The 22,847-nt window shown below is 63.8% G+C and carries 24 protein-coding genes; 4 read left to right on the top strand and 20 right to left on the bottom strand.

Annotation, left to right across the window (positions count from 1 at the left end; all coding sequences use genetic code 11):
* Positions 1–45: 45 nt before the first annotated feature.
* Together ACWPWT_RS19255 and ACWPWT_RS19250 are read right to left on the bottom strand one after the other, a co-directional pair.
* Complete coding sequence (locus ACWPWT_RS19255; RefSeq protein WP_043061448.1) at positions 46–432, bottom strand: type II toxin-antitoxin system VapC family toxin; 387 nt, start codon at positions 430–432, stop codon at positions 46–48.
* Positions 429–674 (bottom strand): AbrB/MazE/SpoVT family DNA-binding domain-containing protein, encoded by a 246-nt coding sequence (locus ACWPWT_RS19250; protein ID WP_022676113.1) that lies wholly within the window; start codon positions 672–674, stop codon positions 429–431. The genes ACWPWT_RS19255 and ACWPWT_RS19250 overlap by 4 nt, the downstream gene beginning before the upstream one ends.
* Positions 675–1,919: 1,245 nt before the next feature.
* On the opposite strand from ACWPWT_RS19250, the gene ACWPWT_RS19245 reads away from it, so the two are divergent.
* Both ACWPWT_RS19245 and ACWPWT_RS19240 read left to right on the top strand, forming a co-directional pair.
* Positions 1,920–2,366, top strand: a complete 447-nt coding sequence (locus ACWPWT_RS19245; RefSeq protein ID WP_156477765.1) for a disulfide bond formation protein B — start codon at positions 1,920–1,922, stop codon at positions 2,364–2,366.
* A 2-nt stretch (positions 2,367–2,368) separates the two neighbouring features.
* On the top strand, positions 2,369–3,100 hold the full coding sequence (locus ACWPWT_RS19240) for a hypothetical protein (RefSeq protein WP_043061449.1): 732 nt from the start codon (positions 2,369–2,371) through the stop codon (positions 3,098–3,100).
* Positions 3,101–3,382: 282 nt separating this feature from the next.
* Here the strand turns inward: ACWPWT_RS19240 and ACWPWT_RS19235 are convergent, their stop codons facing one another.
* From ACWPWT_RS19235 to ACWPWT_RS19150, 18 genes are all read right to left on the bottom strand, one after another.
* Positions 3,383–4,954: a mechanosensitive ion channel family protein gene (locus ACWPWT_RS19235; protein ID WP_052814284.1), complete on the bottom strand. Its 1,572-nt coding sequence runs from the start codon at positions 4,952–4,954 to the stop codon at positions 3,383–3,385.
* A gap of 41 nt (positions 4,955–4,995) precedes the next feature.
* A complete protein-coding gene (locus tag ACWPWT_RS19230; protein ID WP_454281016.1) occupies positions 4,996–6,087 on the bottom strand; it encodes an inositol-3-phosphate synthase in 1,092 nt (363 codons plus the stop codon).
* A gap of 175 nt (positions 6,088–6,262) precedes the next feature.
* On the bottom strand, positions 6,263–6,604 hold the full coding sequence (locus ACWPWT_RS19225) for a TFIIB-type zinc ribbon-containing protein (RefSeq protein ID WP_184106161.1): 342 nt from the start codon (positions 6,602–6,604) through the stop codon (positions 6,263–6,265).
* A 29-nt stretch (positions 6,605–6,633) separates the two neighbouring features.
* Positions 6,634–7,593: a cation diffusion facilitator family transporter gene (locus ACWPWT_RS19220; protein ID WP_454281015.1), complete on the bottom strand. Its 960-nt coding sequence runs from the start codon at positions 7,591–7,593 to the stop codon at positions 6,634–6,636.
* Entirely contained in the window at positions 7,590–7,973 is a 384-nt protein-coding gene (copM, locus tag ACWPWT_RS19215; RefSeq protein WP_454281014.1) for a CopM family metallochaperone, read from the bottom strand. Before copM ends, ACWPWT_RS19220 begins: the two co-directional genes overlap by 4 nt.
* A gap of 55 nt (positions 7,974–8,028) precedes the next feature.
* Positions 8,029–8,715, bottom strand: coding sequence for a ZIP family metal transporter (locus ACWPWT_RS19210; RefSeq protein WP_076718511.1), 687 nt, complete (start codon positions 8,713–8,715; stop codon positions 8,029–8,031).
* 565 nt (positions 8,716–9,280) lie between these two features.
* Entirely contained in the window at positions 9,281–9,901 is a 621-nt protein-coding gene (locus ACWPWT_RS19205; protein WP_076718514.1) for a DedA family protein, read from the bottom strand.
* Positions 9,902–10,017: 116 nt separating this feature from the next.
* Complete coding sequence (locus tag ACWPWT_RS19200) at positions 10,018–12,516, bottom strand: heavy metal translocating P-type ATPase (RefSeq protein WP_184106160.1); 2,499 nt, start codon at positions 12,514–12,516, stop codon at positions 10,018–10,020.
* Between the two features lie 190 nt (positions 12,517–12,706).
* Positions 12,707–13,102, bottom strand: a complete 396-nt coding sequence (locus tag ACWPWT_RS19195; protein ID WP_237243630.1) for a hypothetical protein — start codon at positions 13,100–13,102, stop codon at positions 12,707–12,709.
* Positions 13,099–13,986 carry a bestrophin family protein gene (locus ACWPWT_RS19190; RefSeq protein WP_454281013.1) on the bottom strand — a complete coding sequence of 296 codons (888 nt, stop codon included), beginning with the start codon at positions 13,984–13,986 and terminating at the stop codon, positions 13,099–13,101. The genes ACWPWT_RS19195 and ACWPWT_RS19190 overlap by 4 nt, the downstream gene beginning before the upstream one ends.
* Positions 13,987–14,016: 30 nt before the next feature.
* A complete protein-coding gene (gene fliE / locus ACWPWT_RS19185) occupies positions 14,017–14,358 on the bottom strand; it encodes a flagellar hook-basal body complex protein FliE (protein WP_076718597.1) in 342 nt (113 codons plus the stop codon).
* A gap of 67 nt (positions 14,359–14,425) precedes the next feature.
* Positions 14,426–14,794, bottom strand: a complete 369-nt coding sequence (locus tag ACWPWT_RS19180; RefSeq protein ID WP_076718522.1) for a hypothetical protein — start codon at positions 14,792–14,794, stop codon at positions 14,426–14,428.
* On the bottom strand, positions 14,791–15,279 hold the full coding sequence (locus ACWPWT_RS19175) for an SRPBCC family protein (RefSeq protein WP_076718599.1): 489 nt from the start codon (positions 15,277–15,279) through the stop codon (positions 14,791–14,793). The genes ACWPWT_RS19180 and ACWPWT_RS19175 overlap by 4 nt, the downstream gene beginning before the upstream one ends.
* A 57-nt stretch (positions 15,280–15,336) precedes the next feature.
* Positions 15,337–18,582 (bottom strand): efflux RND transporter permease subunit, encoded by a 3,246-nt coding sequence (locus ACWPWT_RS19170; protein WP_076718524.1) that lies wholly within the window; start codon positions 18,580–18,582, stop codon positions 15,337–15,339.
* A 4-nt stretch (positions 18,583–18,586) separates the two neighbouring features.
* Entirely contained in the window at positions 18,587–19,750 is a 1,164-nt protein-coding gene (locus ACWPWT_RS19165) for an efflux RND transporter periplasmic adaptor subunit (protein ID WP_076718526.1), read from the bottom strand.
* Complete coding sequence (locus ACWPWT_RS19160; protein ID WP_076718528.1) at positions 19,750–21,027, bottom strand: TolC family protein; 1,278 nt, start codon at positions 21,025–21,027, stop codon at positions 19,750–19,752. Before ACWPWT_RS19160 ends, ACWPWT_RS19165 begins: the two co-directional genes overlap by 1 nt.
* Before the next feature lie 57 nt (positions 21,028–21,084).
* Complete coding sequence (locus ACWPWT_RS19155) at positions 21,085–21,420, bottom strand: hypothetical protein (RefSeq protein WP_061780451.1); 336 nt, start codon at positions 21,418–21,420, stop codon at positions 21,085–21,087.
* Positions 21,421–21,452: 32 nt separating this feature from the next.
* Entirely contained in the window at positions 21,453–22,121 is a 669-nt protein-coding gene (locus ACWPWT_RS19150; protein ID WP_076718600.1) for a cation transporter, read from the bottom strand.
* Between the two features lie 71 nt (positions 22,122–22,192).
* Between ACWPWT_RS19150 and ACWPWT_RS19145 the strand changes: the two genes are divergently transcribed.
* Together ACWPWT_RS19145 and ACWPWT_RS19140 are read left to right on the top strand one after the other, a co-directional pair.
* Positions 22,193–22,585 (top strand): MerR family transcriptional regulator, encoded by a 393-nt coding sequence (locus ACWPWT_RS19145; RefSeq protein ID WP_043061463.1) that lies wholly within the window; start codon positions 22,193–22,195, stop codon positions 22,583–22,585.
* Between the two features lie 79 nt (positions 22,586–22,664).
* Positions 22,665–22,844 (top strand): hypothetical protein, encoded by a 180-nt coding sequence (locus ACWPWT_RS19140; RefSeq protein ID WP_043061464.1) that lies wholly within the window; start codon positions 22,665–22,667, stop codon positions 22,842–22,844.
* The last annotated feature ends 3 nt before the right edge of the window (positions 22,845–22,847 follow it).

Raw genomic sequence — 22,847 nt, 5'->3', positions numbered from 1 at the left:
GAGCCGAGCCCCCTACCCGCTCCCCTAACCCTTGACCGTACGAAGTCAGCGGATCGCGACAACCTTGACCTCGACGGCGTCGGCGACCTTCTTCCAATTCTGGTCGCTGGTCCATGCGGGCAGACCGTCGCGCCGTGCGAGTGCCAGGCAGAAACGGTCACCGAGACTGAGCCCCGCCTCGGCTGTGGCCGCCCGCAACCGCCCAGCGATCTGCGCGAGCGCCTTGTCGGCCGGCACGACCGTCAGCGGCAATGGATCAAGCATCGCATCGACTTCGCGCTCGGGCATGCCGGCATGGACGAAGTGGCTGACGACCTCGGCATAGTTGACGCTGCTCACTCGCGCGCCACCGATTTCCGCCGCAACTTTTGCCGCGCCGCGCTCGCCCTTGAGCATCGCGATGATCGCAGACGCGTCAAGCACCACGCTCATTCGCCGCTCTCTTCCCGACGTCGGGCGAGAAAAGCGTCAACAGAAGCGTCAGGGTTACCGCCGGTGTACTGCTTGGCCAGGGCTTGGGCACGTGCCACTGCCTGACTTGCTGTTCGCAAGACCACACCATCTTCGGTTTCGTCGAGGTAGACCGCACCACCGCCACTCAGACCGAGGCGCTTCCGGACGTCCGCTGGCAGACTCATGCGCCCGTTAGGGGTAATATTAATTTGCAAGGTCATGTTAGCACGTCAGCCCCGATGCACCACTTCGATGCAATATAGCTAAAACGTCCGCCTACGACAACAATGTCGCTCTTGCGCCTATCTTCCACTCCAATGTCATGCTTGTCCTTACGTGTCACACCGCTACGATCCTGCCAGATGCGCTTTTTAGGAGGTGCGTTTTGGGTATACCCGTATAGCACTACCGGGTCTCAGTACACTTTCCGTGTGCTACAGGTTCAAAGGTACCACTCTCAATTTTGGTGCGTTTTGCATGCGATGAGCTAGCTATAAAAGACCATACGCACCGATCCATAGATCCGAAGCGCCCGATCATCGTCGACCCGTAAGACGGGATCGATTTCTTTCTCGCCAGTAGCCCGCGGTGTGTCACGTGGCACACCGTTGGTCGCGGAAGCCGAACCTCGCGCCGCGATCCACGCGGTAGCGGCGTCGATGCGTTTCAAGGCGGGCGCTGGGGCTACCGCACCGAACGGCCACGGTGCCGGCGGGCCCGTGTTCCTCGCGAAGGGCACACCATCGGACTACCTGTGGATCCCGGACATTTGAAAGTTTGGCCGCTCCCCGGATGGATGGGGCGAGACGTACGTGTCGCGCCGCTGGTCGTCGGTGTGAACACGCTCGCGGCATCAAGCACCAACTCTCCGGTCGAAAGCCCACAACCTGCATGACACGGCGTTGAACGTCATGTACCCCGTCATCATGGGTATGCTCCAACAACCATGTTCGCGCCATCTGGCGATATGGTTCGCGGTGCTCGCGATCGCAGCAAGACTCGTCGTCCCGAGCGGCTTCATGCCGCAGAGGGCGGGCAACCACGTGGTCATGGCGGTTTGCACGAGCTCTGGTCCGCTGGTGACCCTCGTTCAGGTTCCGGGTGCGTCGACGGACACGCGCGACGGCTCCGAATCCATCCGCCCTGCGTCACCGTGCTCGGTCTCCGCCACGGACACCTCGATCTGCTCGGCGGTCGATCCGGTCCTACTGACTGCCGCCCTCGCTTTCATCATCAAGACGTCGATCTTCCACGCCGTACGAAGCACTGTGCCGGCTCCTCCACGTCTTCGTCCTCCACTACGGGGACCACCCTCGACCCGCTAGGCATCGGTCAGGCGGCATCCTCTGCGTCCGCCGCCTCCAACCATAATTCCATGACCGATGGAAGATTCGAAAGGTCGCATGACGCCTCCGGTCCGCGGATGGCGCGCGACCAGACTCGACCTAAGCGAGGAACATACCTTCATGCTCAGCCAACGTCACAGCGAGACAACGCTCGCAGCCATCAGCACCAAACGCTTCCTGCTCCTGGCAGGGCTTGTATCGATCCTGATCAGCGTCGCCACTTGGACGTTGGATCTCACACAGGCGACCTACGCCTGTCCGTTCTGTCGAGTCCAACGTTCGGCGATCGGTATCCTGGGGATACTGATTCTGCTTCTCCCGTACGGCAATCGGTTCTTCCTCCGGTATGCCGCAGTCGCTGTTGCCACGCTCGGGTTGGGCGTCGGCATGATGCAGAACTTCAATGGCGGCTGGCTCGCGATGTTCAAAGGGACGTTCAAGCTTCATGATCCGATCTGGTTCGACTCGACGATCCTCTCGTCGTGCGCCATCGTGATCATGTCCTTTCAGCTCGGGATCATCTTCGAGGTCTCGGCGAGGCAGACGCTTCGGACGGAGAGGGCCTGATCATGCTGAAGTCGACGGTGGCATGCATCGCATGGCTCTTGATGGTCGCGCCCGCGGCGGCCGAGCCGACGCAGATCGTCGTGCGGGTAATCAGCCAGGACGGGAAGTTCGTCGGCGATCACACGGGAGGAGCATCCATCACGCTGCGCGAGGTGAAATCGGGCAGGGTGCTCGCACGCGGCGTCACAAGGGGCGGGACGGGCGACACGGAGCGGATCATGGAGGCGTCTCGACGCAGCCCTTCGATCGCGCTTGCCGATGCCGCATCCTACAAGGTCACTCTCGATCTCGGCGAGCCGACGCTCGTTGACCTTGAGGTGGAGGGCCCCATAGGTCGTCCTCGATCCAGGATCAGCGTGAGATCGCAGCGCTGGATCGTCCCAGGCGTGCCGGTGACGGCAGGCAATGGCTGGCTTGTCGAGCTTCCGGGGCTCGCGATCACGCCCACCATATCGACGCAGGGCCGATCGGTTTTGATCACGGCCAAGGTCGAGCTGATGTGCGGCTGCCCGATAACTCCCGATGGACCTTGGCCATCCGCCGATTACGCCGTCACTGCGAGCATCTGGAGCGGGCGCCACGAACTGGCGAGCGCGCCGCTTGCGTTCACCGCGGCGCCTGGGACGTTCAGTGGGCGCATCGCCCTACCGCGAGCCGGGAAGGCGAAGATCTACGTCAACGCCGTGAACGGCCGAACGGGCAACTCGGGACTGGCGACCGTCAGGTTGCCGTGAGCCAAGGCGCTGCGCGTGGGAAACCGAAGCGCGCAGCGCCTCCGTCGATTGACGAGCTATTGATGAGGATCCGCCATGTCCAAACCTCAATTGCGGATCGGCAGGGGAAATATGCAAATCCGCTAAAGAATAGTTCCACTGGCATGAGCCGGATCGAACGCCATCGCATGTATGAGAGGACCTGTGGCTTCTGATGATGCAGCGCAGGTAAGACCTGCATCATCGCATTAGATGCACCTTTCTTCGACGAACACGCTCCCGCACCCTGCGCAAGTCCCAGGTTCAGGTTATAATCGGCGAGACTTCCGCAGGCACGTCGTCCGAGTCGGTATCCACATGCTTCAGGTGAACGGTCTGCGTGGCGTAGGCTATCGGAACCTTAGCCTTCTCCAAGCTGGCATGGATCTTCAAGAGCAAATCCTGTCGGATGATCAAGCTCTCGTCGAAGTCCTGCGCCCTGATGTAGGAGAAGATTTCTATGTCTACGGAGCTCAGATTGATGTCCTTCAGGCGCGCCCGCGCGCCCGGCTTGATGATATGTTCGTTCGCCTCCAGGATTTCCGTCATCATGTGGAGGGTCGCGGGCAGCTTGTCGGACCTGATCCCGTGCTCCAACCTGATGATCGGATTGAATAGGAAGGAGTCCCGTCGAGCGAAGTTTTCAATCTGTCGCGCCGAGAAATCTCCGTTTGGAATGGTCACCACGGTCCGCTCCAAGGTGCGGATGCGAGTGGAACGTATGCCGACGTCCTCCACCGTGCCTACCACGTCACCGACCTTGCAGAAGTCGCCGACCTGCACGGGTTTGTCTGCGATCAACGTCACGCTTCCGACCAGGTTCTCGACCGTCTTCTGCGCCCCGAGAGCCAAGGCGATGCCGCCGATGCCCAATGCGGCGACCCCCGTCGTGACGTCGATCCCGAACGTGTCGAGGACGGCCACGACCGCGATGAACAGCAGGACGAGCTTCGCAGCGCGACGGACGAGACTGATCACGGACACCGCTTGCCGTCGTTCCAGTCCCTTGAGCCGATTGATGCTGAGCTGTGCCACCGCATCGATCATGCGGGCGAAGAACCACGCCAGCGCGATCCAGGCGAAAACACCCAGGTACCGCAGCAGGATTTGACGTGCGATGATGGAGACCGGCAGCGATCCCGCCCATAGCTGGAACAGCAGGGTCGCCCCGAACAGGCTTACCGGCGGCATCGCCGCCTGGGCCACACGATAGGTCCTGCTCCTTTCGTGATCGTGGATCGTGCGCCTCATCACGAAGAGGATCCCGGCGCTGACCACGTAGAAGCCAAGGAAGACGAGCGACGCGAGGCCGAGCAGGGTCGACCAGTCCCCGACCGCCGCGCCCCCGATTTCGATCGGTTGCCCGCCTTTGCCGGTGTTCCTATGCTCGTGCAGCCGCCGTGCGGCGATGCTGGTCTTCAGCGCCACACGCCAGACGTTGCCGGCCGTTGCCGTTCCGCCACGGGTAAGGAGTATGGGTACGTCACCCGTTCTCGAGAGGCTTCCTACCCGTTCGATGTTGGACCCGAGACCGTCCTCCAGATTTCCCTGCGGGTCGTTGGACAGCGAAACGAACGGATCGATCGCACCGCTCTGATCCAATACGGACTGAAGCTCCTCCGTCAGACGGCGAACGTCCGCCTTGGCTTCGAAGTAGCGGCCGGCCCGGCTGTAATCGCGCTCGGCCATTGCGGAAAGAAGACCCGAGACGGTGCCTCGCGGCGTGTCGCGGCCATAGATGTCGGTCGGGGGCTTTGTGGACGACGCGGACGCGCCGGCTTTCGGGGCGGCCTGCGACTGTGCCCGACCCGGCACGGCGCCCGCGAGGAGCACCATGCCGATCAAGTGTAGGCGTGATGTACGAAGCATCGATGGCCTCATGCGCCTGCGATGAAGTTCTCGACCGCGATCTGGGCGAGGTCGTCAGTCATCTGGGTGCGCGGATGCTTGCAGAAATAGGCGGATGCGGGGTCGATCACGCCGGCGATGCCGCGGTCCTTGGCGATCGCGGCGCAACGGATCATGTCGATCGCGACACCGGCGCTGTTGGGCGAATCCTCGACCGACAGGCGCAGTTCCAGGTTCATCGGCACGCCGCCGAACAGCTGGCCTTCCATGCGCAGGAAGCATACCTTGTTGTCGTTCTGCCACGGCACGTAGTCCGACGGCCCGATATGGACGTTGTCGTCGTCGAGCCGCTCGGCCGCGACCGACTGGACCGCCTCGGTCTTCGAGATCTTCTTGGATTCGAGGCGGCGGTGGTTCGACATGTTGAGGAAGTCGGTGTTGCCGCCGGTGTTGAGCTGGTAGGTGCGGTCCAGCTTGACGCCGCGCTTGGCGAACAGGTCGGTGAGCACGCGGTGGACGATCGTCGCACCCAGCTGTGCCTTGATGTCGTCGCCGATGATCGCGACGCCGGCATCCTCGAAGCGCTTCGCCCATTCGGGGTTGGAGGCGATGAAGACCGGAATGTTGTTGACGAAGGCGACGCCGGCTTCCAGCGCGCATTCGGCGTAGAATTCGGTCGCCTCCTGGCTGCCGACCGGCAGGTAGTTCATCAGCACGTCGGTGCCCGAACGCTTCAGTTCGGCGACGACCTCTTCCTTGGTCGGCTGCGTGTCGTTGGCGACCACGAAGGTGCGATCGTCCTTATATTGGCTCATATGGTCGGCGACGCCGTCCAGCACCGCGCCCATCTTCACCACCGTGCCGGTCAACGGGATGGTGGCGGCGAACACCGCGGTGCAATTGGGCTTGGCGAAGATCGCCTCGGCGACGTCCTTGCCGACCTTGCGCGCATCCACGTCCCAGGCGGCGACGACCTTGATGTCGGAGGGTTCATAGCCGCCGACTTCCCAGTGCATCAGGCCGGCCGCGTCGTTGGTGCCTTCGCGATAATGCTCCAGCCCCTGGACGAGCGAGCTCGCGCAGTTGCCAATGCCGACGATGGCGATGTTGGTGAGTTTCACGAATTCACTCCGGTATGCAGCCGTAGCTCGGCTTTATCGATGGTGAGCATCCATGCGTGACGCCTGCGTGGACATCGCTCTTATCATGCCGAGGACGCCGCCTGGATTGGCGGCGCCCTTGATCACGTCGGCTTGAATGCTGCTTGCAAGCGACGGCTCTTCGTCACCTTGCTTTTCAGTGGTTGAAGAGGCCGTCGATCAAGCCCCCTCGTCGACTTCGCTCATGGCGGCCAGCGCCGCGAATGCCGGGCGTGCTCTTCGGTCTGGTTTCAGGCCCCCGGGCAGGGAAGCGGGCGCTGGTGGGATGCGGGCTGTCCCGCGGACCATCAATGCCAGCGGAGGCGGGATTTCGCGCGGTGACCTTGTCGAGTCTGCTCGGGTCGAACCAGACGCCTCGGCAGCGGGTGCGATAGTCGAGCTCGCCCCCCCGGCGGTCGGCGGTCAGCAGTCCGAGCTGACGTCCGGGATCCAGCATAGCGCCGGCACGGCGCTGCGATGACGATGGGATGTCGTTCATGGCCTGCCCTTGAGGTTCGTCCGTGAGGCTCAAGGATGGATGCCCTGTTCGGCGCAATCGCGTCCCGAAACCTCAGTCTGGATCGTGCTGTGTCCGATCTCGTATCGGTCTCGCAGAAGCGCCTGAACGGCCGCGCGCGTCCCATCGACGTCGGCACCGCGATCGAGTACGAGGTGGACCGTACAGTTCACCTCGTCGTTGCTCATCGACCAGACATGCAGGTCATGAAGGTCGGCGACGCCGCGCACGCCGGCGATGGCGGTGCGAACCTCGCTGAGCTTGAGGCCGCCCGGAACGCCTTCGAGTAGGACGTTGCTGGTGTCGCGCAGCAGGATCCACGTACGCGGCAGGACCCACAGGCCGATGCCGACCGCTACGATTGGGTCGACCCAGGTCCAACCCGTGAAGCGGATGGTGAGAGCGCCGGCGATGACGCCGACGGAGCCAATCATGTCGGCCCAAACCTCCAGATAGGCGCCCTTGACGTTGAAGCTGCCTTCCTTACCCGCCATCAGCAACCGCATCGACACGATGTTCACGACGAGTCCGATCGTCGCGACGATCAGCATGCCCCAGGATTGAACCTCCTGTGGGGTGTTGAAGCGCTTGATCGCCTCGACGAAGACGTAGATCGCTACGCCGAACAGCAGCACAGCATTGAAGGCCGCAGCGAGGATTTCGAAACGACGATACCCGAACGTCCGCTTGTCGTCGGCCGGTTTCTGGCCCAGCTTTATAGCTAGTAGCGCGATCACCAGCGCCATCACGTCGGTCATCATGTGAGCGGCGTCCGAGAGGAGCGCCAGGCTGTTGAAGACGAAGCCGCCGATCACCTCCGCGATGAAGTAGGTGAAGGTCAGCGCGAGCGCCCAGCTCAGCATCTTGGCGTTGGCGCCGGCCGCATGGTTGTGACCGCCCGCGCCATGGCTGTGATCGTGCCCTGCGCCAGCATCGTGCGCTCCGGCGCCGTGGTCGTGACCGGCGCTCACTTGCCGGCCTCCCGCTTCGCGAGCCAGATGCGCATCCGCGAGATCTCAGCCCGCTGCGCCATGACCACCTCCCGTGCGAGCTTCCGCACTTCGGGATCGCGGCCGTATCTCAGCTCGACCTCCGCCATCGCGATCGCGCCCTCGTGGTGCGGGATCATCGCACGCATGAAGTCGACATCGGCATCCCCGGTGAACCGGATGTCCATGACGCCGTGCATCTTGGCGTTGGCTGCGCGATACGCCCGCGTCGCGGGAGAACCTGTCGGTGCGGCCGGTCGCAGGTGCCGTCCGTGCGGCATGGTCTGTGCGACCGGTTGCGCGCTCACCGACGCGGTCGCGGCGACGGCCGCGACCGCCAGCATTCTCTTCATCGTGGGCATGTCGTCTCTCCTTTCGGATGGGTGGGCGCAGGGCGCCGATCGGGATCGAAGTGGTTCATCCGGCGATCTCCTCAAGCGCGAGCAGCGCGAGAAAGCCGATGAAGAAGAAGGCGCTGATGAGTGGACTGTCTGGCTTCTCGTGCGCCTCGACCAGCAGCTCCTCGGTGACCAGATAGAGGAGCGCCATGAGGCCGAAGCTCAGAAAGCCAGCGATCACCACGGGTGACAGTGTGGCCACCGGCAGCGCGGCCAGTGATCCGATCGGAAGCAGAAGGGCGAGGCCTGCGACCGTCAGCACGACCCGCAGCCTGGAGCGCATGGTCTCACCGAGTTCCGTCGTGAGCGTCACGCCGAGGAACAGCACCTCGAGCGTCAGCGCGACCGTCAGCAGGATGCCGGCCTTGGCGCCGGCGACGAATGCCAGTCCCAACACGAGGCCGTCGATGAGCAGATCGATCCCGATCGCGCCCAGCAGCGCGGCGGGACCTTCGAAGCGTTCCTCGAAGCCCTTGAGCGCGAGCATGACCGCCACACCGGCGGCCCCGCCGATCAACGTCGCGGTCGGGCTCGCCTCATGCTTGACCTGCGGAAGGATCTCTGTCGCCGCCGCGGCGAACACGACGCCGGCCGCGAGATGCTGCATGGCGCTGGTGAAGGCGGCACCGGGACGTCGCACGACCGCGGCAATCGCGCCCAGAATGACCGCGATGGTCGGGATGATGGTGTAGTTCAGTGCCAGCATGGCAGTACTCCCAAACGCGAATGTCCCCGCGATCGGCTTCGCCCGGTCGGTCGGGACGGCCTTCCGTCGCCAATCGTCCGAAGTCGGATCGTGCTCTGACCGCTGCGGCGCTTCGGCGTCTTCGCAGCGTATCGTCGCTCCCACGATGCGGTCGATGCCGGTCGGTATGCCGACGTTCGGATCCTCACAATCATGCGATCGGCCCTGGTTGTGAGGACCAGTGCCACTTCCCTCCGCGGCGCCTCCATGTCGCGAATCCGATGCGATGGAACATTCCGATCCATCGGATCAGCACGAGCACATGCGGGGTGGAGATCAGCCTGTAGGTTCTGCCAAGGCGCGTCGTGCGTACAAGCAGGTTGGCTGCCAGGAGCCACAGGCCGGCCGGAAGAAGAGCGGCGAGAAGCTGAAGCGTCTTCATCGTGTGGTCAGGCAACGCTTCTGCCCTGTGATGGTCCGCAGGACAGGCAGGGCGATCGCACGGCCACTCAAGGCGCCCGCCGAAGAACGGATCCGGGTGCGATCCGAGCGGGCCTGGGCCCGAATGGATCGACGCGCGCGAAGATTACTGAGGGCCATCAGTGCCCCCCCTCGATGGATCGAACGTTGCGACCCTCCAGGCGTACCAGATGAAGGCGGCAACGATCACGGCGTTGCTGGTGGGCTCGATGAGGTCGGCCACCTGCCGATACCGGGTGCCCAATCGGAAGCCGGCCACCACCAGGACGCTCGTCCAGATTGCGGATCCTGCGAACGTCGCAACGAGAAACGGTACGAGCGGCATTCCGCTGACGCCGGCCGGCACGGATATCAGCGTGCGGATGCCCGGGATCATGCGTCCGAACAGCACCGCCCAGCGCCCGCGCCGATCGAACCAGCGGTCAACCCGATCGATCTCGCTTGGGGTCAGTGTCAGCCAGCGGCCGTGCGAGGCGGCGAAGCGCTTCAGGCGATCGACGCCGACCCAGCGACCGGCATAGTACCACAGGAGCGCACCGACACCCGATCCGAGCGTGCCGGCGACGATGACGGCTGGCACGCCGATTTCACCTCGCGTGGCGACATAGCCGCAGAGCGGCAGGAGCACCTCCGACGGGATCGGCGGAAAGACGTTCTCCAAAAGCATCAGCAAAAAAACGCCGAAACCTCCCAAGGAGGAAAGTACATCCAGTATGATGTCGAACATTGTGATTCAGATCCCCGAGCGTCGCGGGCGCAGCCGAAGACGATGCTCGAGCAACATCCCCAGGCTGCTGCACGCAACTGTCTTTTCAGACGTGGGCGTTCTCACGGCTTCCACCGTCATCCTGCCCTACCGGTCGGATCGCGGTAGGCTAGCAGCCTCAAGGCGTTGACGACGACCAGCAAGGTCGATCCCTCGTGCACCGCCACCGCGGGTCCGATGCCGAGTCCCAGGATGGTTGCCGGCACGAGGAAGCCGACGACGCCCAGGCTGACGAAGACGTTCTGGCGGATTACCCCTCGCGTGTGCCTACTGAGGCCGACCGCGAACGGCAGGTGCGCCAGGTCGTCGGCCATCAGCGCCACGTCTGCGGTTTCCAGAGCAACGTCCGAGCCCGCCGCGCCCATCGCGATGCCGACGGTCGCACTCGCCATGGCAGGTGCATCGTTGACTCCATCGCCGACCATCGCGACCTTGTCCTCGCCTGCCAGCTTCTTGATTGCGGCCACCTTGTCCTCGGGCATCAGATCGCCCCAAGCTTCGTCGATCCCGACGTCCCGCGCGATCGCCTCGGCGACCTTTTGATGGTCGCCGGAGATCATGATCATTCGCGACACACCCATGTCGTGCAGACGACGCAACGCGGTCCTTGCAGCTTCGCGCGGCGTGTCCATGAGACCGATAGCGCCGAGATCTCTGTCTCCCATCCGCACGACCATCGTGGTGCGGCCGCTCTCGCGCAGTGTTGCAATGGCACTCGATGCCTCTTGGCCAAGCGCCGGAATGCCTTCCTTGCCGAACATCTCGGCCTTCCCGATCCACACTGTCTCGTCCCCGACCGTTGCGGTGACGCCGCGGCCGGTGAGGCTCTTGAGGTCTCCGGCTTCGGGAAGTTCGCGTGCGCCCAGTCGTTCGCGGCCGTCCTTGACGATCGCCTGCGCAAGCGGGTGGTCGCTGAGCGCCTCGACCGCGACGGCGAGTGCCAGTAGCTCGTTCTCGTCGGCAGCGTCGACTACCACGACATCGGTGATGCGTGGCCGCCCCTCGGTCAATGTGCCCGTCTTATCGAAGGCGATCGCCTTCAACGATCCGAGGTTCTCGAGCGGCGCGCCGCCCTTGACCAGCACGCCGCCCCGCGCCGCTCGCGCGACGCCGGAAAGCACCGCACTCGGCGTCGCGATCGCCAGCGCGCAAGGGCTTGCCGCCACCAGCACGGCCATCGCCCGGTAGAAGCTGTCGCGGAACGGCTCGTCGACGACGACCCAGGCGAACAGGAGGAGAAAGGCGAGTGCGAGGACGGCAGGCACGAACACCCGCTCGAAGCGATCGGTGAACCGCTGCGTCGGAGATTTCTGCGTTTCCGCCTCGCTGACCATTTTCACGACCTTGGCGAGTGCACTCTCGTTGGAGCGGCGCGTCACCTCGATCTCGATCGCGCTCCCGCCATTGATCGTACCGGCGAACACCCGGCTTTCGGCACTCACCGCGTCCGGCTTGGCACGAGCGGTTACGGCATCGGCGACGGGAACCTTGTCGACCGGGATGCTCTCGCCGGTGACGGGAGCCTGGTCGATCGCGCTGGAGCCCTTGATGATGAAGCCGTCTGCGGGCAAGCGTTCGTTTGGCCGAACGATCGCGACATCGCCGATCACCAGCTGTTCGACGGGTATCTCGCTTTTCTGACCGTCCCGCCGGACGGTCGCGATCTCCGGCGCGAGCTTCGCAAGCGCCTCGATGGCCTTCTTGGCACGACCCATGGCATAATGCTCGAGCGCGTGACCGAAACTGAAGAGGAAGAGCAGCAGCGCGCCTTCCGCCCAAGCGCCAAGGGCCGCAGCACCGGCCGCGGCGACCAGCATCAGGGTGTCGATCTCGAACCTGCGGAGGCGCAGGTTGTCGATCGCTTCGCGGAGCGTGAAGAAGCCGCCGAAGAAATAGGCCGCGACGAAGCAGGCGGTCGGCAGCCATTGCGCCGCGTCGGGCATAAGCTTCTCGATGCCGTAGCCGATCCCGAGCAGCGCACCGCAGGCGAGAGCGAAGATCAACTCGGTGTTTGGCCCTAGAAACTCGGCGTGCGAATGATCGTGCCCGTCGCCTGGGCCATGCTCCTCCTCCCTCGTTTGGTCGCCCGTCCCGTGATCGTGTCCGGCATGATCGTCGGATGCGATCCGTTCACCGAGACCTACCTTGAGCTTGCGAAGCGACGCACGGATTTCGTCCTCGTCCGTCCGCTGGCGATCGTATTCGACGCGGATCGTTCCGCTGGTGCTCGCGCTCGCCTGGACAACGCCGGGCATCGCGCCGAGCGTGTCGCCGACGGTGCGTGCCCGGCGTTCGTGCGTGATCCCCGTCACCTGCCAGATGGAATGGCCGTAGCGTTCGGTGATCTCGGCGCCTGCCGCACGTACCATCTCGCGCAGACGCGGCAGCGGCAGCTTGGCGGCGTCAAAATGGATGCACAGTGCTGCAGGGGCGTCACCGTCGACCGTGATGACGTGGGCCTTTTCGACACCGTCGCGCGTCGTCAGGGTGGAGACGAGGCGATCCAGGCAGGCGTCGGCGGCATCGGGCAGGTCGGGCAGCAGCATCGGAATGTCGAGTTCGAGCTTGTCGTTCATGACGGTCTCCCAACGTTGGTCTTTGGTCGGATGCGGGCAAAGCGGCATATCCCGTATGTTGCGGCGGTAAGTACGAAGCAGACGTTGACGTATAAAAAGCTAGAGAAAAGTCATAGCTCTCCTAGTTTAGCGTTGATCATGCCTAGGCTATAGATACGTATTGACAGCACTAAATATTCAATAATGAGCGTTAGCCACCCTCCTCAATTGGATGACAGGCACGTATTCTTTTATTTGAAAAGGTGAATGCGATTGATTTGCCGGCAACAATCGCTTTTAAATGGCGACTTCGAAATTCCTCTCCTGTGCGATTTGCTCGCAAAATCTGTGTTTTGCCATGCGGCAGCCAGGTTACTGCCATTTGCAACCCGTCAACAAGATAGTCGACATCGGCACGCGACCCATCATCGCAATAGACAATGCGCTGACCGAGAAACCCAGGCACCGTACTTGCATTATGGGGCCCAACCATTGACCTATCGGAGCCACCATCGCAGGAAGATAGTGCCAAAGCCGAAACTGCCAGCGGCAAGAACGTCGCGAGTCTTAAAGCTGATTTTGGCAATCCGTTACGTATACCGCTCACCATAGAACTCCACCTACTGGAGTTATTGGCGCAGGAGCCTCTAGCCTAGCGGCCTCTAATAGATTGATTTCGATTGTCCTGCACATTGCTGTGAGCGGTACATCATGGACGGAATTTGCAAACGGATCAGTTAAATCGTCTCCAATGCTCAATACTGCCAAAAATATAAGGCCTATCAATGTTGATCCAATTGGCGTCGCGACACCAAGCGACTCAACTAGCGCAACTGGCAAGAGAAGGCAGAATATCCTTGTGAATAGATTTGGAAAGAATCGAAATCCATTTGGTAGTGGCGTATTTTTGATACGCTCCATCCCGCCTTGGGCATTGGCGATGTCTATAAGGATGCGTTCTACAGTTGCCTGCTGAATCGTGTCTATGCGACCCGCAGATAGTTCATTCGCAAAGACAAGAGATATACTATTCAAAATCGCATTAGCGGGATTGCTTTCGTAAGCGGTGGCTTCAGCCAGCAACACACCAGCAGAACGATCAATCTCGCCACGGACAGATTCCTTGCGAAGTTGGCAGCGGAGCGCATTGGCGAAGGCGATCTGGCGGCGAATTACATCTCGATGAACGTCATTACCCGTGTTGCTTGCGGCTGAAAGGCTGAGAGTGAATCTGGACAGAGAGCGTGACGCGTTGATAAGCGCGCCCCACAGCGTCCGCGCCTCCCACCAGCGCGCATAGGCGGCGTTGGTTCGGAACCCCATGAACAGCGCGATCGCGGTGCCGAATAACGCCGTCGGAAGCGGCGGCTCCTTGATCGGCGTCATGAAGTGGAAGGCGGTGACCGCGACATCCCATACGAAGAGGATCGTCAGCGGCTTCCATACCTCAAACATGATCTGCCGAAATCGTGGCGTGGCGCCCACAATCATAAATATTCATTGCTCCAGCATGCTTCGGCTTCAGCCGAGCGGCATGTTCATGATGTCTTTGTATGCGGACAGAAGTTTGTTGCGGACCTGAAGCGTCGCTTCGAACGCGACACTTGCACGGTTCTGGATGAGCGCGACGGTCGCGATGTCGTTCGTCTCGCCGCGCTCGTAGGCCTCGGTGGCGACGTCTTCCCGCTGCTGCGTCTCATTCACCTTCGCCACGACGCCGTCGAGCGTCTGCGCGAAACTGGACGAGGGGACGCCCGGCACTGCGCCGGGCGCCATGTTCGCCTGCGCTTCGCGAAGCGCTCGACTGCGCGCGATCATGTCTGCGCGGATCGCCATGACGTTCGAGATTGTCGGATCGGACATCGTCACGCCCTCCGCTGACGTCTGCGCGGACGTGTTCCGGCCGAACCGCACCGTTGGTACGACCGGGTCACTTGCTGCCCTCCTGGACGCAGGTCCGGGTTCGGCTCGTGCCCTCGATGATCGTCAGCTGCTTACCGGAGAACGTCGCCGTGATGCCGTCGCCGACATATTGCAGCCTTTGCGTGGGCGCGCTGAGTATCCGGGGAGGAGTGTCGTTCCCGTCGCGCAAGTCGAGCCGCAGTCCATCGTCCTTGTAGTCGATCAGCAGCCTGCTTCCGTCGTCGCAGCGATAGCGGTGACGGCCGAGTTGCCCGGTCGACACCCCGCTGTCGGCGGAATGAACCTCCTGCTGGGTGGGCGGGTCGCTGGGCGCGGGCTTCGAGCAGCCGGTCAGGACCACGAAGCCGACCATCGCGACGATCCTGATGCCAATCATCGTACCTTCCTTCGATAGTGCTGCGCTATGCGGCGCCGGTCGGCTCCGCGGACCGCCTGTCCGGCGCGCCAGTGAAGGTAGGCCGCAAGTCGGTCGTCGGCCTCGATCATCAGTACGCGCAGACGACGCAGAACCATTGCGGCGATTGGGAGCGAGAGCAGGCCCCGGAGGACGCAGCTGTGCGACACCGTGGTGCCGCCGTCGTCACCCTGGAGTTCGAAGCGCTCCTCGATCATGAACACGTGAGAAATGCCGCACGACCAGGCGAAAGCCCGGGGCTTGTCCAGGCGGTCGACCTCGGCGGGTGAACGGACGGACCGTGACCAGCCCGGGAAGGCGAACGTGCACTGGGTTTCGCCGACCTGGCTGGCATCGTCGAGCTGGATCATCGGCCTCCAGGCTTGACGGTGCTCGGGCTCTATCAGCGCGGACCAGATCCGCAGCGGCGGACCATGGAAAACTCGGGAAATCGTGATCTCCGGCATGGGTATCCCCATCATCGATATGGGAGGGCGGCACGACGAGGCCGCCCCCCTCGTTCGTCAGGCCATGGTCTTCCCGAAGGTCTGACCGTGATCATCGCCTTCGTGCTCTTCGTTGTAGTGCTCCGGCAGCTCGATCGCCTTCTGCCCGAACCGCGCGTAAAGGGTGGGAAGCACGAAGAGCGTCAGCAGCGTCGCCGAGATCAGCCCGCCGATGACGACCGTCGCCAACGGCTTCTGCACCTCGGCTCCGGCACCATGTCCGAGCGCCATCGGTACGAAGCCGAGCGATGCCACCAGCGCCGTCATGGCGACCGGACGCAGGCGCTGCATCGCACCAACATGCGCCGCCTCGGCGCGATCCATGCCCGAACGGATCAGGTCCTGGATGGAGCTGACCATGACGAGGCCGTTGAGGACCGCGATGCCGGACAGCGCGATGAAGCCCACCGCGGCGGAGATCGAGAAGTCCATGCCGCGCACGAAGAGAAGCAGCACGCCGCCCACCAGTGCGAAGGGCACGCCGGTGAACACGATCGCGGCATCACGCACCGATCCCAGAGCGCCATAGAGGAGGAACAGGATCAGGACGAAGCAGGCCGGGATGACCAGCTTCAGCCTTGCGCTGGCCGACTGGAGGTTCTCGAACTGTCCACCCCATTCGAGATAGCTGCCCGGTGGCAGGCGCACCTGGCTGCCGATGGCAGCCTGTGCGTCGGCCACAACGCTTCCGACGTCGCGACCACGCACGTTGGCCTGCACGACCACCCGGCGCTTGCCGTTTTCGCGGCTGATCTGGTTCGGCCCGTCCACGACTCCGATGTCGGCGACGCTGGAAAGCGGAACGAAGGACCCGCCGGCGACCGGAACCTGGACCTGTTGCAGCAGCCCCAAATCCGAACGCTGCGCCTCCGAGAGGCGGATGACAACCGGGAAGCGGCGGTCTCCTTCGAAGATCTGCCCGGAGGTGCGGCCGCCGAGGGTGGCGGTGACGGTGTCCTGCACATCCTGAGCGGTGACGCCGAGGCGTGCCATCGCATCGCGGTTGACGCGGATGTCGAGCATCGGGAGACCCGTCGTCTGCTCGACCTTCACGTCGGCCGCGCCCTGCGTCTTGCGCAGGATCGACGCGACCTGCTCCGCCGTCCGGTTCATGGCGGAGAAATCGTCGCCGAAGACCTTGACGGCGATGTCGCCGCGAACGCCTGCGATCAGCTCGTTGAAGCGCATCTGGATCGGCTGGGTGATCTCGTAGGCGTTGCCCGGGAACTTCGCGAGATTCCCCTCGATGCGCTTGACCAGATCCTCCTTCGCCAACTTGGGGTCGGGCCATGCGTCGCGCGGTTTCAGGATGACGAACATGTCCGTGGCGTTGGGCGGCATCGGGTCCGATGCGAGCTCGGCGGTGCCCGTCTTCGAATAGACGAACTGCACCTCGGGCTGCTTCGACATCATGCGTTCGATCGGCACCTGCATCGCCTGGCTCTGCTGGACCGACGTCGCCGGGATGCGCAGCGACTGGATGAGCAGGTCACCCTCGTCGAGCTGCGGCAGGAACACCTGCCCCAGCGTTCCGAACGCTAAGACCGCCAGGACGAGGCTGCCGACGGCCGCCCCGATCGTGATCGTGGGACGCCTCATGGCCCGATCGAGCCCCGGCTCATAGCGCTTCTTGAGCCAGGTGACGATGCGGCCGTCCTCCTCGTCGACCTTCTTCGACAGCCAGATGGCAATCATCGCAGGCACGAAGGTGAGCGACAGCACGAACGCGAAGGCGAGCGCGATGATGACGGTGAGCGCCATCGGCACGAACGTCTTGCCCTCGACGCCGGTGAGCGTGAGCAGCGGTACGTAGACGAGTATGATGATCGCCTGTCCGTATACCGAAGGCCGGATCATCTCGCGCGCGGCAGCCGCCACGCTCGCGAGCCGCTCCTTGACCGTGAGCAGTCGGCCTTCGTGATGTTGGCGCTCCGCGAGCCTGCGCAACGCATTCTCGACGATGATGACCGCGCCATCGACGATCAGGCCGAAGTCAAGCGCGCCGAGGCTCATGAGGTTGGCAGAGACGCCTGCCTTGAGCATCCCGAATCCGGTTAGCGTCATCGTGATCGGAATGACGAGCGCTGCAATGAGCGCCGCGCGGAAGTTTCCGAGCAGGAGAAAAAGGACCACGATGACGAGGACCGCGCCTTCGCCGAGGTTGCGCGCCACCGTCCGGATGGTGGAGTTAACCAGCTCGGTGCGGTTGAGTACCGGCTGCACAACCACGTCCGGCGGAAGCGAGGCGTTGATCGTCTTCAGCTTGTCCGCGACCGCGGTCGCGACCGAGCGGCTGTTCTCACCGATCCGCATGATCGCGGTACCCACCACGACCTCGGTGCCGTTCTCGGACGCGGAACCCATCCGGATCGCCTGTCCGGTGCGAACGGTCGCGACCTGATCGAGCGTCACGGGCACGCCGTTGCGGGTCGCCACGACAGTCCGGGCCAACTCGCCGGTGTTGCGGACCAGAGCGTCCGACCTTACCGCCAGTCCCTCACCGTTGCGGTTGACGAAGCCGCCTCCGACACTGGTATTGTTCCGCTCGAGAGCGTTACCCAGTTCGGTCAGCGTGATGCCGAGTGAAGCGAGCTTTTGGACATCGGGGACAACCAGGAACTGCTTGGCATAGCCTCCGATCGAGTCGACACCAGCCAGGCCGGGCGTGTTCTTCAGTAGCGGGGTGACGATCCAGTCCTGCGCGGTACGCAGATAGGTCGCCTTGTCCTCCTCGCTCGTCAGCCGATCGCCCTCGGGGGTGATGTAGCTGCCGTCGGGCTGCTGGCCCGGCTCGCCGGGCTTGTGCTTGTCGTCGGCGCGGTGCTGCAGGCGGACGGTGTACATGTACACCTCGCCCAGACCGGTCGCGATCGGTCCCATTTCGGGGTTCACGCCGTCGGGCAGGTTCTCGGCCACACCCTGCAGCCGTTCGCCGACCTGCTGGCGGGCGAAGTAGATGTCGGTCGCGTCGGAGAAGACGGCCGTAATCTGCGCGAAGCCGTTGCGGCTCAACGAGCGGGTGTATTCAAGGCCCGGGGTGCCGGCGAGCGCCGTCTCGATCGGGAACGACACCTGCTTCTCGACCAGCTCGGGCGACAGCGCTGGCGCGCGAACGTTGATCTGTACCTGATTGTTGGTGATGTCCGGCACCGCGTCGATCGGCAGCCGGTAGAGGGAGAAGGCGCCGATGGTTGCGGCGATGACGGCGAGCAGCAGGACGAGCCAACGCTTCTCGACCGCCCATGTGACGATGCGGGCGATCATGATCTCAATCCTCTACCGCTTCGCTCTTGCCGAGTTCGGCCTTGAGCGTGAAGCTGCCGGTGGTGGCGATCTGCTCACGGCCAGTCAGGCCGGAGCGGACGATCACCGTGTCACCGGATGCGTCGCCGAGCTGCACCTGGGTCGCCTGGAAGCCTTTTGGAGTTCGTACGAAGACGACCGATTTGCCCTCGTCGGTCTGCACCGCCGTGGTCGGCACACGGATCGCACCGCTGCCGCCGCTACCCGTCAGTTCGACCGAAGCGGTCACGGGTTCGCCAACGCGCCAGGTGCCACCACGATTGTCGAGCGTCGCGATCGACGGCACGAGGCGGGTCTGGGGATCGAGCGCTGGCGACACGAAGGTGATCCGCGCCGTCGCCTGCCGGCCCGCGGCCTTGACCGTCACGACGTTGCCGGGACGGACGCGGCCGGCATCCTCCGGCTTGAGATTCAAGGCCAGCGACACCTGGCCGAGATTGGCGATGCGATAGAGCTCGGCATCGGCCGTCACGGTCTGACCGAGGGTCACGGGCCGTGCGATCACCTGGCCCGAGATCGGGGCGGCGATTCCCAGCCGGTTCAGTCCCGCCCCGCCGACGCCGGCTGCCGAAACGGTACTCTGCGCCTGGGTGAGCGCGATGCGCGCCTCCGTCGCTGCGGTGCGCGCCGCGATCAGGTCCTGCTCGGGCGAGACCTTCTGCGAGAACAAGCGCTGTTCGCGCGCGAGATTGGAGTTCGCGAGCTGCAGCCGTGCACGCGCGGCCTGCACCTCGCCCTTGATCTGTGCGGCCTCCCGGCTTTCGATCACGGCGATCGTCTGACCGCGGCCGACGGTCTGCCCGAGATTGCGCGTGAGCGCGACCACCCGACCGGCGATGGCAGCCGACACGACCTGCGTGCCCTGCGGATCGCCTTCGATGATCGCGGGAAGCTCGATCGTTCCCGCACCTCCGACGATCGGACGGCCGATTTGCACTCCGGCCGCTGCGATCTGCTCGGAGGTTAGCGTAAGCGCATCCTTCTGAGCCGGTGCTTCCGCCCCGGCATTCGCCGGGGCACTGCTCGCTGCCTCGTTCGCAGCGGCTTCGTTTCCGGCGTCGCTTCCACCGCCGCATGCCGACAGCAGGAGGGCGGCCGTCGCTGCGCCCACGAGATAATAGCTTTTCATCACTGATTTCCCCCAACGGGCGCAGGGGCGGTCAGCCGCTCCACTTGCGCGCGTGCATTCTGGTAGTTGGCGAGCGCGTCGATCGCGGCGACGCGCGTCTCGGCGAGGGTGCGTTCGGCGTCGAGCAGTTCGAGTTGCCCGAACTTGCCTTCGCGGTATCCGATACGCGCGATCCGAGCCGCTTCCTGCGCGGCTGCCAAAGCCGGTCCGGACGCCGCACGCGCGGTCGTCGCCGCGTTCGCCGCCTGAGCCTGCGCGTCAGTGATGGCTTGCTCGATGTCGAGCGCCGTCACCCGGCGAAGAGCGTCCGCCTGGGTACGCTGTGCAGTCGCCTGCGCGATCGCCGCGCGGCCGTTGTTGAACACCGGGATCGGTATCGAGACCGTAAAGACGGCCGCGGTGTCGTTCGTTGCTTCCAGCCTGCGCAGCGCCGGGCCGACGTTGATGTCAGGTACACGGTTGGCGCGTGCGAGCCTTACGCCGGCATCCGCGATGCTGAAGTCCGCATCGGCTGCGGCCAGCGCCAGCGTTCCCACCGTTCGTACCGGTGCCGCGGGCCCATAGGCCGCAGCGCCGGGCAGTCGATCGAGCAACGCGTCGTCGAGGCGGCCATCGATCGGCCGACCAATCCGTCGCGCCAGGTTCGCCCGGGCCGCCTCTGAGAGCCGAAGCTGACGCTCGACGTTGGCCTCGGCGTTGATCCGTGCGACGTCGGCGCGTTGTTGTTCAAGCGGCGACGCCCGTCCGGCCTGGACGCGAACACTCGCCGCTCGGAGTGCATCGCCCGCTATCCGCGCCTGATCCCGCGCCGTTGTCACCCGTCGCTCGGCTGCGACCGCTTCTACGTAGAGCTGCGTCACTTGCAACCGCACGTCTGCGGCTATGATGGCCGCCTGGATCTCGGCGCGTGAGAGTTGGGCGTTGGCGACTCCGACCCGGGCGCTGCGCTTGCCACCCAATTCGATCGGAATGGCGAACCCGACCGTAGTCTCTGCGGCGCGCACGCCCCGATAGGGTCCGGAGCCCGTTATATTCTCGATCTGTCCTTGGAAGACCGGGTTGGGTCGCAATCCCGCAACGGTCCGGCCCGCACGTGCGGCTTCGATGGCAGCGGTAGCGGCCGAGGTCGAAGGCGCCGAACCGCCGGCAGCGACGACCGCCTGGTCGAGCGAATAGATCGGTCCAGCCTGCTCGATAGGCACAGGCGGCCCGGCTTGCGCGTGGGCCACCGAGGCGCACGACGCCGCAGCCAGCAAGGCTGCGCACAATTTCTGCATTGTCGAAGAATCCTAACGAATGTCGTCAGGCCGGGTCGTCCCGGCCGGCAGCATCCGTCAGGCGTTCGGCGGCCGCAACGCCGGATCGACGGAACTCAGCGCCCGCACGGCGTCGAAACCGGGCTTGGGACGAGCGCCCTCGATATTGAAGGTGACCGGGATGGCGTCGGCCTGCGGAATGCTCAGAGCCTGTCCGTGACAGGTTCCATGATGATGCGGGATCGCCTTGTCGGCATCACCCTGCGATTGATCGGCATCACCATCTACATGGACGACGCCTGTGCATTCGATCGTCGTCGCCTGCCCCGGCACTTCGCGCGCGTGGACGGTCGCCGTCATCACGAGCGACGACGCCAGCAGGAGGAGCAGCAAGGACCAGGCGCGGGCCAGCATGGGAACGCACCTATCACCATGACGGCCCGATGTCATGCGTTCTCTCCGCGATGAGGGCGATTGTAGGCACTGGACCTGTCAGCAGAACGCCATGCGGGGATAGCATCCGCGAACACCCGCCACGCGGAGCGGAGGAAGATAATCGCAATGACGCCTCCGACCACGATGTCGGGCCATGCGGCACCTGTGAGGTGGACGAGGCTCGCTGCGATGAGCACTCCGATGTTTGATGCGACATCGTTGCGCGAACACTCGAAGGTGCTCGCCATGTTCACGTTCGCCGCGCGGAAACGCCACAACAGCGCCAGACACGTGAGGTTCGCTGCCAGCGCCGCCCCGCCGAAGCCGAGCATCAGCGTCGAAGACGGCGGCACGCCGTTGGCGATCTTACCGGCGATTTCGACGAGGACGGCGATGCCGAATACCAGGATGAGGCCGCCCTTGGCGATCGCCGCTCCCGCCTCCCAACGTGCGCCACGATTGAGTGCATAGAGGCTCAGCCCATAGACCACGGCATCGCCGAACATGTCGACAGAGTCCGCCATCAGCGCCGACGAGCGGGCCAGCAGCCCACCACCGAACTCGATGGCGAACATCGATAGGTTGATGACCATGACGACGATCAGCGCGCGTCGCTGCTCGGCCTTACGGCCAAGTTCCGCGATCGTGTCGCGCTTTGCTGAACAACAGGCGTCCGCCATCATCGTGCTCGATTCGTTGGGTCGGACCCCCTATATGAACCCTCATCCCACTAGAGGGTCAAGGGTCTGTGATGAAGATCGGTGAAATAGCAAGATTGACCGGGTTGAAGGTCGAGACGGTACGCTTCTACGAAGCGGAAGGATTGATCGGGGCGCCGATCCGCAGCGGAGGGAACTACCGCGTTTACAACGGCTCCCACCTGGATCGCCTGTCGTTCATCAAGCGCTCGCGCGATCTGGGCTTCACCCTCGACCAGGTGCGTGACCTTCTGCGGTTAGCAGACGATCCGCGCGGCTCCTGCGCGGAGGTCGATGCGATCGCCGCGGTTCACATCCATGAGATCGATCGCAAGCTCGCCGATCTCGCCGCGCTGAGAACCGAGATCGTGCAATGGGGAGCGACCTGCGACGCGACAACGATCGCCGATTGTCGGATCATCGACGCACTTTCGAACGCTGGCTGACTAAGCCTTCAGGCCGTCAGATGCTGGTATAGGACCGTGACCCATAGACGCGGCGCGATCGCGTCCCTATGTTGTCCACATGGCCACTGTTCTGACCCCTCGCGAACAGCAAGAGACCGCCTCGATCGCGTGGCAGCTTGGCGGTTACGATGACATGTTACGCCTCGAGCGGGAGCTCAAGGCTATGAAGGCTGCGGGCAAGCGCCCTAAGATGGTCATTGACCAGGCGACCGGTAAGCGGAAATTGGTCGAGGCCTGAGCC

Source organism: Sphingomonas sp. Marseille-Q8236, from assembly GCF_965112005.1.
Note: the sequence above shows the minus strand (reverse complement) of the source record. Positions and strands in the feature narration are given on the sequence as shown.